Source organism: Oceanobacillus sp. FSL K6-3682 (assembly GCF_037976165.1).
Lineage (GTDB): Bacteria > Bacillota > Bacilli > Bacillales > Amphibacillaceae > Oceanobacillus > Oceanobacillus sojae.
On the sequence record NZ_CP150263.1, the window covers coordinates 2516033 to 2528913 of the forward strand.

The window sequence follows — 12881 nt, forward strand, 5'->3', positions numbered from 1 at the left end:
TTCTGTATAAATTCAGCATTACTTTTCGTCATATTCATCTTCATCTACAACCATATAAGGCCGCATCATATCATAGTCTTCATGCTCTAAAATATGACAGTGCCACACAAACTCTCCGCTATATGGTGCAAATTTAGCAATTACTCTGGTAATGTTAGCTGCTGGCGCCTCAATAGTATCTTTCCAGCCGCGATTATTTGCTGCCGGCGATTGAGGCGGTCCTGTAAATATAATTTTTCCATCTATATTATATTGGTCCAGATCGAATGGTTGATGCTCCAACACTTGGAATTGAACCAGATGAATATGAATTGGATGAGAAAAATTTGTTGTATTTGTAAAACCCCATATCTCTGTTGATCCAAGCCGCGGATTTTCTGTAACTGGGTCATGCCAGTGTTTATTGCTTAGAAGTAATAAGGGACGATCAAATTCGTCAGAAGAACCGACTAATTTTAAATAGCGAATGCCCGAAACGTCATTCTGTTTTAATGAAGGAATAACAGATAAAGCGGAAGGCAAATGACTGCTATCCTTATTTTTTAATGGCTTCGTAACTCGAAATTGCATAATCTCCCCAGTTTCGTCATCTGGATTAGCATTTGCTCCTAAATCATTTTTTAATATGATGGATTGACCGGCTGCTTTCGAAAAATCAATAATGACATCAATTCGTTCTGCCGGCTGAAAATTGATTTCCTCCATTTCGACTGTACTTCTAAGCAGTCCGCCATCAGAACCGATTTGTTGGAATAATGTATTGGAATCAAGCCGTAATCGATAAGACCGTGTATTTGAAGCATTCAAAATCCGGAAGCGGTATTTTCTCGGTTCAACCTCCAAGTAAGGCCATATCTTTCCGTTAACTAATATTTTATCTCCATTGAAGGCAGGCAAAATAGAAGGGTTTGGCAGATTAGCAGCTGCATCATCAGGCTGTGATGGATAAAATAATGAACCATCGTCGTTAAAGCTCCGGTCTGTAATCATAAGCGGAATCTCATAGTCCCCCATCGGCAGGTTTAAAGCTTCCTCCTGTTTATCACGCAAAATGTACATTCCTGCAAGTCCTGCATATACATTTAATCGTGTAATTCCCATCGCATGATCATGATACCAAAGCAGACTTCCGCGCTGATGATTTGGATACGTGAATGTTTTTCTCGAAAAAGCAGGCCCGGTTTCCCGAAAGTTATTTGTATACCACGCTTCCGGATGCCCATCGCTTTCTGGTTTTGTCTCAATACCATGCAGATGCACCACAGTGCGTACAGCAGGCAGCTGATCAAGTCCATGAATTGATACATCAACAGGAAGCAGATGTTTACTTGGCAATTGATTCAGCCATGTTACGTGAACGGGTTCATCCCGATTTGCTTCAATCATCGGTCCAGGAAATTGACCGTTATAACCCCATAAGGTTGTTGGTGGTAAATCCCGATGTACTTTCTTCCTGAATTGCTTCATCGTCATTTCATAATGAGCTCCATCCTTCGTTTTTTTATAAGGCTTTAGAAGCTGTATTTCTGGAAGTAGATCAACAAATTTTTCTAGTTTGCGACGCAATTGTATTCACCTCATTTCTTTCCTATGAATAGTAAATGTAACTATATGCAAAAAAGGAAAGGCTGATGTACCTAGTAAACTAAATTAATTAGGGTGAATATAACAAAATGATTATCATCTTTCGTTGCCAATATGGAGCTTCTGCAATGATTTCAAGCTAAACAAAAAATATCGGGATATTCTTTTTGTTTATTATCTTCTTTTTCGATACCAATCAAGCATGTTCATCATCTCCACATTTCTTATTTCCTCCAGTGTACAGCTGGTCGCCCGCCCATCTTTTAAAAATAAATAAATCCGATTATCAACATATCCGGATATCTTACATTCTAAATCTTTATAGTAGTTACCATTTCTGATAACATTTGCTTGAATACAAACAGGAGAATCCGTTACAAAGGCCTGATACAACACACCGGCTATTTCTTCTTCGTCCATCTTTTCTTTTGCTTTCACTTCTATCAGCTGATCATCTATTTCTTCTTTTTTCAGTGCTTCGGAATGGTCTGATAGCATCATTCCTAACCATTTCATAATACCTCTGTCTCTATATCCAATTTTTTCAGGTGTGAAGCGCGTTATCGATATTTGCTCCATATCACTCTTCCTTTCCAGATCGGTGACCGCCAAGCAATTTCGCACGGTATCTCGCCATTCCGCCGTCAAGTAAGCTGGAGGCATGCAGCAACGAAGTATAACCATACTTTTCTCTGACAAAATCAATCGTCCTGTCCAGCTCTTCATTTTCTACCGCTTCTTCTGGCGGCTCAAATAAATCCAGCTGCAATAATTGCTTTGGCTGAACTTTTCCAAAGGTGACGTTAACAGTCCTTACAGGTGTGTTTTTTTTATAATACTTATTAAAGATAAGCAGCATATACTCTTTCAATTTTTTTGAGGAATCGGTAGGCTCAATCTTCATCTGATGATTGAATCCACCTTGTGCTACATCTCTGGAATATCCAATATACAGCTTTACTACACCGGTCATTAGATTGTATTTTCTTAATCTTGCTGCATTCTCGTCTGTCATTTCCCGGATAACGGTTTCCACATCATGTTTAACTGTATAGTCTCTGTTTAATATCTGATTTCTGCTGAATGATGTGCTTTTAGGTTTATAACTATCCGATAACCGTGTCCGGTCGATCCCATGTGCATGGCAAAAAAGCTGTTCTCCAATGACTCCGAACCTTTCCTTTAATTTATCAATACTGTATTGAGACAAATCATAAATATTCCTGATACCTAACCGATTTAAATTTGCTTCTGTTTTCTGGGCGATTCCCCAGAAATCCGCCAACGGTTCAATTTTCCATACTTTAAGAGGCACATCCTCGTAACGCCATTCACCAACAAAGCCACGCTTTTCGTCGTGTTTCGCCTGATGATCAAGCGCTAATTTTGCTAAAAGAGGATTATCTCCTATCCCCACTGTCAGCACTAAGCCTAATTCTCTCCATACATCACGCTGGATTTTTTTTGCTATCTCATGCGCACTTCCAAAAAGCTTTCTTGATTTAGTCACATCAAGAAACGACTCATCGATTGAATAAACAAGCAAATCCTCTTTCGCTACATACCGTTTAAAAATACGTAATATTTCTAGGTTCTTCTCCAAATACAATGCCATACGAGGCTCAACTATTTCTATATTTGCGTGAAGCGGGATCTCGTAAATCCTTGTTCCGGTCTTAACCCCGTATTCTTTTTTTACCAGAGGAGACGAGGCTAAAACTAAACCGCCCTGATTATCCGGTTTCGATACAACCGCAATCCGCGCTTTTAAAGGATGCTGCTTGCGTGCAGCAGCTTCTGCGCTTGCAAAAAATGATTTGACATCGATGCACATAATATCCCGGCGCGGTTCATTAGAGTAATCCGCCATCATAATATTTTTCATCATACTCTCTCCTGACACGAATGTATGTTTGTATTTAAAGTATACGAACTTACATTCGTGTAGTCAAGATGAATACGATGAAATAGGCGTGTTAATATATGGAAAAGAAAAATTGGAGGGAGAGTGAATGCTTTTAATTTTTAAAGTAAATATGCCTGTTCGACATAATTAAATGAATACATACGTATCTTTGTTCCTTGTTTCTCCCTTGTTAATATAATCCTTAAGGATGAATTACAATCCTTTTCCCTTGAAAATCGGAACAGTTCCAGACATTTTCAATATCTTGAAGCAAAACATTTTCCATGTCCATATGAAGTTTACCTTCTTTTAGCCACTTCCATATCAGATTTGTTCCTTCCTCTATGAATGCAGGAGTTATACCTGCAGCGCCTCCGGAAATTTCAAGACCAGAGGTCCGTAGAGCACTTGCGGGAAGCTTGAGATCTGATCCTGCCTTTTCCCCTATTTGAACAAGGTGCGTTCGATGTCCATTTAAGCTTATTTCTTTTGGTACGATCGATTTTAGGAGTGTTTCTGTTGGAGGCCCCCATAAAAAATCCAAAATAATATCTATCCCTTCATCTACCTCCTTTTTAAAGGATGCAGATAAATTATCTTCAGACTGTTTAAGGTTCAACACTGTATCTGCACCCAATTCCTTGATCCGCTGCAAAGATTCTTCGTTCCGGCCGGTGCCGATGACGCGCCCTGCGCCAAGGAGTTTTGCGATTTGAACAGCAAGCTTACCTGCAATCCCGGTAGCGCCGTTTATAAGCACGGTCTCGCCAGGCTTCATCTTCGCTCCCCATTTAAGCGGAAAAAGTGAAGTCAATGCGGCAGGTGGAAGAGCAACTGCTTCTTCGGCGCTGACTCCATCAGGAACCAGGACAATGGATTCTTTAGAAACAACTGCTTTTTCTGCCATGGCGCCATATGGAGATTTTGCACCCGAAAATCCAACCAGTTTTCCATCGGAACGCTCGCCCACACCTCTAAGTCCGACGATAGCCGGTAATTCAGAAAGAAATTGACGGCTCGCAAAATGCTCCCCTCTCGCTATCATCTGATCAACATTTTCAAGAGCTACAGCTTTCACATGGATTAAAACTTCATTTTTACCTGGAGACGGATCTGCGAAATCTTCATAACGTGGCGTTTCTCCAAATTTGTGCAGTACGGCTGCTTTCATGATAAAACCTCCTGTATAAGTTTACTTAACACTGTTAAATTTAACGGTGTTAAGTAAACTTATACTCCTTTTATGATATACTGTCAAGAGCACATACAGCTAAAGAAAGGAGTACACTATGGCACTAAAAAAACAACAAATTATAACAGAAGCTTTAGAGCTGCTTAATAAAAGCGGACTTGAAGGAGTCACGCTAAGAAAGCTGGCAAGCAGATTAAATGTCCAAGCTCCTGCATTATACTGGCATTTTAAAAATAAACATGCTTTGGTGAATGAAATGGCTGAAGCTATTCTGCAGATGGAGTTTCATGATCTGAAAGAGGCAGAAAATGAAGAGCACTGGCAAGATTGGCTGCTTAATATATTTAATCATTTACGTAAAGCAATGCTCGCATATACTGATGGAGGACGTGTCGTTGCAGGAGCACACCTTTCGTTAACGATGGCTAATTTATCTGAGACTGCAATAAAATCCCTGGTGAATGCGGGAGTAGAGTTGCGCCAATCACGTTTGATTGTTTTAACTGCAACCCGCTTTACTTTCGGCCATGTTATTGAAGAACAAACGAGGATCACTGAACAGGAGATGCAAGAACTTCATATGGAATCATTTAATCAGGAATATCCTACACTGACAGCAGGTATTGAAGAATATTTTTCAGCAGGAAAGACAGTTAATGACCTTTTTAATGATGGTTTGCGAATGATTATTGGTTAGTTGATTTGATTTAGATGCTTACGTTATTTGGAAAAGAGAGTTTTTCTTTTCACACGTCTATCTTCTGTCTAATTACAGAAAAAAGCTGCATTCAGTATTATACTAAACGCAGCTTTTCTATCATTTATGGGTTATCATTTATGGGTTATCATTTATGGGTTATCATTTAATGTTGATTAAAAAGAGAATTGTCTTACTTAAATAGAAACATCAGATGGTAAAAATTCAGCCCGCTGACCTTCATGCTTGTCGAGCATAATCTGTTCCGGCTGGATGCCCTGCTCACGCAAAACCTCAATGTTCTCCGCCAGGAATTCGTCACTGCCGACAACATAAAAGAGCCCAGCCTTGTCTTCAGCAAGATTTTTCACTTCTTCATAATAATCTTTACGATTATCTACGAACTGTGATGTGAATTTCTTGTCAGGTGCGGGTTCAAAAATATTAGTGAATAGGAAATCTCTTGATGAATCAATGTTCAGGGAATGAATTTGATTGACGTTGTCGGCACACTCGAAATAATCCAGTACGAGTGGTCTGAAGGTTGCCAGGCCAACCCCTGCTGACAGCAGATACACATTTCTGTCTTCTCTTTTAAGCGGTACATTCGTATGTGTTTTAAATACAGCAACTTCCTGCCCAACTTCCATCTCTCTTAAAATCGTTTTAAATTCAGAGCACTGCTCTTTGATACGTGTTGTGATACCGATTAAATTTTCATGCGGTAAAGTGGAAATCGACATATGGCGAATCAGACTGCGGTTTGGTTTATCTCCCGCATTAAAACCCTCCAGTGCAAGATGAATATGGGAACCCTCTTCCCATGTATAGTCTTCCGGGCACTCAAGCATATATGTTTTAACCTCAGGGGTTTCATCAATAATCTCATTTATTTTAGTCCAGTATATTTTCATTATATATTCTCCTTCTCCATTATATTTATCGTTACTATCTACTATACAATAAATGATAATAATTCTCAATTAAATGAATTGATTATTTTAGTAAATTTATGCAATTTAAATTTACTAATGATGCGGAGAGTAATTTCAGGTTAGTAAATATCCTGGCAATCCGGTCTTTTGGAAATGTTGACCATATCAATTAATGAAGAAGACAGTATACTATCAGATAAATCCTGCTGATATTAAGAAAATAGCTAATCCATGCGTCTGGGTTTGTGTCAATTTAGTTTTAGTTTTTTTAAAGAATTCTAAGCAGTTATAGGATTCATGCAGGATTGATTAAAAGAAAATAAGTATATTACATTTGTATAAATGTTATTAATTTTTTTTAAGTAATTCAGCCGCCTCCAAAGCTGTCGGGATTTCAATTACATTCTTTTCAGCAAATTCATAACCTTGTGGATCACCACTTGCTATAATTTCTTGAGCAGCCATTTCAACATCGTAGGATGTAAAGCGGAATTCAATTCCTTTTGGGCTAATTAAAATCCAATATGCTCCTGGTTTATCTGCAAACGGCATTCCTACACTGCCTGCATTAAAAATTTGTATGTCTCGCAACTTTCTTTCAAATTGCATGTGAGTGTGCCCACAAATGACAATCTTTTGCTGAATGTCTGAAAAAATATTATCGAGCTTTTCCTGCGGGGTAAGCGATGTAAATATTTCTTCATCACTTCTTGGTGTAGCATGACAGAAAAGAACATCGCCCAATTCATCAACAGGAATGGTTACTGTCATTGGTAATTCGGACAGTAAATCCCTTTGAAATTGGGTTAACTGTTCAGCAACCCATTGTGTCCTCTTACGACCCTGTTCTGACATGGCAGAAGGAAGTTTTTTACCGTCAAAAGCCATTACCACCTCTCTATCTCCATTCCCGCGTACAAAGTTCAGTTTTTCACCTAAAGGCAAAAGTCGTTCCAAGGTCTGCCCTGGCATTGGTCCAGAAACAATATCTCCTCCAATCACAATAGAATCCGAGTCGAGTTCTTCAATATCATTCAACACGGCATTTAACGCTGGTAAGTTACCATGGATATCATAAATGCTGCAATAACCATTTTTTAATCCTCCATTCTAGTATATTTATCTCCATAATATATACGAAAAACTCAAGGGAAAGGATATGCGTTATCGAAAATCCTTAGAAAAAGGATTTTATTTTATCTATTTTTTAAATAACTTGAAGTTGTAAAATAATAGGATTATTATAAATATATTGAAACCCTTTTCAAAACGAGGTGATTAATGATACAAAAGCTATTTTAGTACAACCGGATTTTTGGTTTGCAAAAAAATAAATTCCGATAAGCTATAGTTCAAAAATTATATCAGCTTAATAAAAGTCAGAATACTCCCCAAAATATATCATCTTGAGAAGTTTTAAGCATGGTCACAGAAAATCTACCGGAAATCTTTTACAGCAAACTGAAACCGCAGAGAATTATCAAATCAAAAGTAAAACTATTAAACGATAATCTGAAAGGAGTATACTTATGCCCAATAACCATGCAAATTATTTAACAATAGAAGAAATAATAGCTTTACCAACATTCCAGGATGTTGCCATCAGCGAGGATGGACAGCGTGTAGCTTATGTAAAAAGCACAACGGACTGGGACAATAATACATACCCTCAGCATGTCTGGATTTATGACAAACATACCGATAAAAGTTATCCCTTAACAATAGGTGAAAATGAAAGTACGCAGCCTTGCTGGTCACCGGATGGGCAAACCCTTGCTTTTCTCAGCACAGCTGGTGAAGGCGACAAAAAAACAAAGCAGATTTTTATCCAAACTGACGAGGAAACAGCAGCAATACAGATTTCTCATGCCGAACATAATATTGATTATTTTAAATGGACTCCAGACGGTAAAGGCCTTTTCTTCACCGCAAAGCGCCCTGAACCGGATAAACTGAAAAGCCGCAGTGACATGTACGGAGAATTTTCCTATGTGGATCAAGATTTTCATTATAATGCATTGTACTTTCTGGATCTGGATAAAGGGAAACAACATGCCAAAGCGCTGGACAATCTGCCAAAGGACTTAAGGGAAGCGGCAGATGAAAACGGTGAAGATAACAAAGATAAGGCAATTACACCATTGACGGAATCGCTGGATAGGTATATTTATTATTTTGATATTTCACCAGACAGCCGGAAAATTGTCTTTAGCTCTGCCCCTACTCCCAGATTCACTGACCTGTTAAGCCAGGAAACTTATTTGTTGGACCTGGAAACCAATGAATTTGTAAAATTAGATATCAGCCCTTTACAAGCGGGACCTGTTCTATTTTCCTATGATGGGTCAAAAATTTGCTATAGCCGCCTTACACAGAAAAAAATATACGCAAACGTTATGCTGGAAATCTATGATTTAAAAGTCAAACAAGTCAAACAGCTTCCACTGAACATCGATGAAAATATTTCTCCTGTTCGCTGGACTAAAAATGGTATCCACATTACCTGGCTGGAACGGACCAATTACATGACCGGGCTTATCGCAGAAGATGGCACATTGACACCGCTTTTTGATTCATCTGACATAGTGGTGACTTACCCGGCTATTACGACGGATGGCAAGCATGCTGCATATGTTAAGGCAACTTCACAAGCAGCTGCTGAAGTATATCTTGATAATAAACAGCTGACCAAGCAATATAAGCTTTACGAAGGAAAAACGAAAAGTAAAAAAGAAATTATTTCCTGGAAAACAGAAGATGGATTGGAAATTGAAGGCATATTATCAAAACCGGCTGATTACGATGATTCGAAGACCTATCCGCTTGTACTTGCCGTTCATGGCGGCCCAACAGGCATATCATTAGCAACCCCGACCACAAATAGATATCAGCCAATCGAACAATTTATAGAGAAAGGGTTTGTTGTTCTGGAGCCTAACTACAGGGGCAGCGCCGGCTACGGAGAAGCCTTTCGCTCGGCAAATTTCCGGAAGCTGGGGCTGGGAGACTATCAAGATATTATTTCCGGAGTCGATTTTTTGGTTGACAGCAAGGTAGCAGATCCGGAAAAAGTCGGCATCCTGGGCTGGAGCCAGGGCGGCTATATATCTGCTTTTTGTGCAACATACAGCGACCGGTTTAAAGCCGTTTCGGTCGGAGCCGGTATTTCCAACTGGATGACCTACTATGTCAATACGGATATTACTCATTTTACACGCTACTATTTAGGAGATACGCCATGGAATGACGAAGAAATCTATCGAAAGACCTCGCCTATGACTTATATTAATAATGCTTCAACACCAACCTTGATTCAGCACGGTGAAAAGGATCCCCGGGTTCCTGTTCCAAATGCCTATGAACTATATCGCGGCTTGAAGGATGTCGGTGTAGAAACAGAGCTGGTCATCTTCAAAGACATGCTGCATGGTTCAGACAAGCCGGGCATCCACCGCGCTATTCTTAAACAAAATCTGGATTGGTTTGCGCATCATATTTTAGATGAAGAGCCGGATGGAGATCGGGTATATTAGTTTTTTCATTCAGTATAAAAAAAGCACTTTGAAATAGAATTAAATAAAAGCGGGTGATGATGCAAAATATAATGTATTATCACCCGCTTTTTTCAACTGTAAATAAAAAAATCTCTTTATTTCTACTATATTAGTCTAAATCATCTAATCTCAATAAAGTTTGACTATTTCATCTAATTTTTGTTATATTCGATTATATAATCAAACTTATTACTACATTCGATAAGGAAGGAGCTGTTTTCTTCATGGCAAATGAAGTCTCTATCTTCATTATGGATATAAGTAATTCATCAAAAGAAAATATCGGAAATGAATTAAGCGAATACCTGGAGCAATTAAAAAACTACATTACCGAATGGACAGAGAATACAGCTGTCACAAAGGTCAGCCACCGCGCTGGTGATGAATTGGTGGTTGTAAGCAGCGGTTATGCTTCGGCTTATACACTTGCTTTCTATCTAAGCCGTATTTGGCGGTTTCCCGATCATAAGCCCTATTTCGGGTTATCATTTGGTGATATTCAAGAGGATATCAGCGAAATAAACATAGAAACCTGGATTCACCCCTTAATGAAACAAGCTAGAAATGCCAATAATCATTTAAAAAAACAGACGAACAGATTACTGTTTCACTTTGAATTACCTCCTTTATCAGAGGGACAGAGCTTTACTGTTTTCAGTCAGCAGTTCGAAGCCTTAATAAATACCAGTTTAACTTTAAAGCAGGAGCAAATAAATGAACAAACCGAAATACAGTCTCTCGTCTGTTCTTTATATGCCATACTCGGTCAACAGAATAAAGTAAGTGAATATCTTGGAAGAACAACAGCTACGATATCCCATCATATGAAACAAGGAAAAACGCATCTTATTTTGAATGCTTTTTATAACATTGTAAAGGTGCTGGATTCATTAGGTGTACAAGATTGGCAGGCTCAGACGGATAAACTGCAGGAAAATATCAGACAAAATATAAGGACGCATCTAAATGATTATTTTCCTGAAGAAAGGAGTTTGTCATGACTATATTATTGCTGTTACTTGCGCATCTGATTGCTGATTTTTGGCTGCAAACAGACCAGATGGTGCAAAATAAAATAAAACATTTGAAAAAACACTTACTTCATCACCTGGTGACAACAGGCATTGCGCTGGCGATAATATGGGGATACCAATATGAATTTCAACATATAATCTACTATTTTATCCTGCCCTTTGCCTTTATTATCCTCACGCATCTTGTGATTGATTTGTTAAAAATAAAATTAGTAGATTCTATTCCAAAAAGTCCGACGGATAATATAAAAAGACTTGGATATTTTCTATCAGATCAAGTCTTGCATATCATCATGATACTCATAGCTTGTATCCTTTTCTTTCATATGACAGCTGCAAAAATGACGGCGGAGCTCTTTGATTTGTTGCATGGGACAAGCAGTTTAAATCCATTCCATACCGTATTATTTATGATTATCATTTATATTTTAGCCATAAGCGTCAGCGGGCATATTGTAAAATTTATCATCGGCTCCCTGCCCTCTGAATTTGCTAATTTTGAAGGCGAGCTGACATTAAAAAATCAAATCGCTGCCGGAAAGGAAAAAATTCACGCGGGAGCAGATAATCGTTTCACAGAGGAATATCATTATTTTACCTACTCTACCCCGCTTCGTTCGCACGGAAAACTTATCGGCTATCTGGAAAGATTACTAGTGATTATATTAACAGCGGTTGGTGCGTATCCGTCAATTGCTTTTATTATTGCAGCCAAATCCATTGCGCGGTTCAAACAGTTAGATGACCGGAACTGGGCAGAGTATTTCCTGCTAGGTACGTTGTCTTCTATTTTCTTAGGGTTGGTGCTTGGCCTTGTTGTACAGGGGGTTCTTATGTAAAACCCAAAATCTTTGGAAATGAACAAAGCCCTTACGTTTAAGTTATACCTTGAACATAGGGGCTTTTTATTATGATATATACCATACCCTTAACCTGCTCCCTTCATTATTGCAGGTATAAAGGGTGTCCAATCTGGCTCTATTTTAAACGATGAAATGATTTTGTTTGAGCGAATTGTTCAAAACCGATAGACTTGTAAAGCTCACATGCATCTGGGGAGGTACAAACAACAACCGCTGTTTTTGCCCCCTTTTCACTCAAAGCATTGAGAGCAAGCTTGCTGACTGAACTCGCTAACCCCATTCTCCTAAATCCCGAATTCGTTCCAACAGGTTCCAGTAACCCCACCTTGTTAACTTCATCATACCAAATTAAACAAGATGCGACGAACTCACCATTTGGAGATTCTATTACCCAATCAAGCGAAGGATCATAAGGATAGGTATTCATAACGTTCAAGTAACTTTCTTCTGTGACTCAGGTTTTATCAAATGCAGCCCTATGCACTGCCACACGATTTGTTAAATCCTCAGAACCCTTGATATGGCGACCCTTAAATTTATCTGGTAATTGAACAGGAAAGGAACAACTATCCAATGAAATTTTTGTAAGGACTTCTGGATTTTCTGCTAATGGGGTGAATAAAGAATCTTCTAAGGCAGAAATAAGATGCGATTCCGTTTCCAGGACAAGCACTTTTTGCTCATTGGTTTTAGTTATTTTATTAAACCAGTCAATAACATCCCTGGCCACTTCAGGAAAATCAGGATGAACTTGACATATTAACTCACCAGGTTTTTGAATCCATCCCCAAGCAACGGGATTCCCATCCAATTCCCAAATTGCAGTATCCCAATCATCCTCGCGCCCAGTATGTCGGTAGCGTTGCCAAGCCAAATCGCCTATATGGTAATTAGGTTCCAGTGGCCATATAGCTTGTGTGAGTTTCTGCATCCGTTTTAAATCATTTGAATCCTTGTAAGTTCGAATGACAGGTTTACTCATTTATCTAACCTCCTCGAGAATTATTTTTCTACCCTAGCATTTATTATGAAATCTATATCAGCATTTATAAATTGAAATAATAACTAGGAAACAAAGTTTCCATGCAAAGAAATATTAACAATTTACTACTCACC

At 38.6% G+C, this 12881-nt stretch carries 12 protein-coding genes; 4 read left to right on the top strand and 8 right to left on the bottom strand.

The window, feature by feature from the left end:
• Positions 1-18: 18 nt before the first annotated feature.
• The 4 genes from MHH51_RS12540 to MHH51_RS12555 all read right to left on the bottom strand — a co-directional run bounded on the left by MHH51_RS12540 (position 19) and on the right by MHH51_RS12555 (position 4661).
• Positions 19-1566, bottom strand: a complete 1548-nt coding sequence (locus tag MHH51_RS12540; protein WP_339282223.1) for a multicopper oxidase — start codon at positions 1564-1566, stop codon at positions 19-21.
• Between the two features lie 192 nt (positions 1567-1758).
• Positions 1759-2163, bottom strand: a complete 405-nt coding sequence (locus MHH51_RS12545) for a hypothetical protein (protein WP_147212082.1) — start codon at positions 2161-2163, stop codon at positions 1759-1761.
• 1 nt (position 2164) lies between these two features.
• A complete protein-coding gene (locus MHH51_RS12550; protein WP_339282224.1) occupies positions 2165-3469 on the bottom strand; it encodes a Y-family DNA polymerase in 1305 nt (434 codons plus the stop codon).
• Positions 3470-3692: 223 nt separating this feature from the next.
• Positions 3693-4661: a zinc-binding alcohol dehydrogenase family protein gene (locus MHH51_RS12555; RefSeq protein WP_339282225.1), complete on the bottom strand. Its 969-nt coding sequence runs from the start codon at positions 4659-4661 to the stop codon at positions 3693-3695.
• Positions 4662-4779: 118 nt separating this feature from the next.
• On the opposite strand from MHH51_RS12555, the gene MHH51_RS12560 reads away from it, so the two are divergent.
• Complete coding sequence (locus MHH51_RS12560) at positions 4780-5379, top strand: TetR/AcrR family transcriptional regulator C-terminal domain-containing protein (RefSeq protein WP_339282226.1); 600 nt, start codon at positions 4780-4782, stop codon at positions 5377-5379.
• A gap of 197 nt (positions 5380-5576) precedes the next feature.
• Here MHH51_RS12560 and MHH51_RS12565 read toward each other — a convergent pair whose 3' ends face one another.
• Positions 5577-6293 carry a dihydropteridine reductase gene (locus tag MHH51_RS12565; protein ID WP_147212079.1) on the bottom strand — a complete coding sequence of 239 codons (717 nt, stop codon included), beginning with the start codon at positions 6291-6293 and terminating at the stop codon, positions 5577-5579.
• 369 nt (positions 6294-6662) lie between these two features.
• On the bottom strand, positions 6663-7394 hold the full coding sequence (locus MHH51_RS12570) for a metallophosphoesterase family protein (protein ID WP_339286306.1): 732 nt from the start codon (positions 7392-7394) through the stop codon (positions 6663-6665).
• Between the two features lie 449 nt (positions 7395-7843).
• Between MHH51_RS12570 and MHH51_RS12575 the strand changes: the two genes are divergently transcribed.
• From MHH51_RS12575 to MHH51_RS12585, 3 genes are all read left to right on the top strand, one after another.
• Positions 7844-9847, top strand: coding sequence for a S9 family peptidase (locus tag MHH51_RS12575; protein ID WP_339282227.1), 2004 nt, complete (start codon positions 7844-7846; stop codon positions 9845-9847).
• Positions 9848-10092: 245 nt separating this feature from the next.
• On the top strand, positions 10093-10869 hold the full coding sequence (locus tag MHH51_RS12580; RefSeq protein ID WP_147212076.1) for a hypothetical protein: 777 nt from the start codon (positions 10093-10095) through the stop codon (positions 10867-10869).
• Complete coding sequence (locus MHH51_RS12585) at positions 10866-11741, top strand: DUF3307 domain-containing protein (RefSeq protein WP_339282228.1); 876 nt, start codon at positions 10866-10868, stop codon at positions 11739-11741. The genes MHH51_RS12580 and MHH51_RS12585 overlap by 4 nt, the downstream gene beginning before the upstream one ends.
• A gap of 139 nt (positions 11742-11880) precedes the next feature.
• Here the strand turns inward: MHH51_RS12585 and MHH51_RS12590 are convergent, their stop codons facing one another.
• Positions 11881-12192, bottom strand: a complete 312-nt coding sequence (locus MHH51_RS12590; RefSeq protein WP_339286307.1) for a GNAT family N-acetyltransferase — start codon at positions 12190-12192, stop codon at positions 11881-11883.
• Positions 12193-12219: 27 nt separating this feature from the next.
• Complete coding sequence (locus MHH51_RS12595; protein ID WP_339282229.1) at positions 12220-12747, bottom strand: hypothetical protein; 528 nt, start codon at positions 12745-12747, stop codon at positions 12220-12222.
• Positions 12748-12881 lie beyond the last annotated feature (134 nt).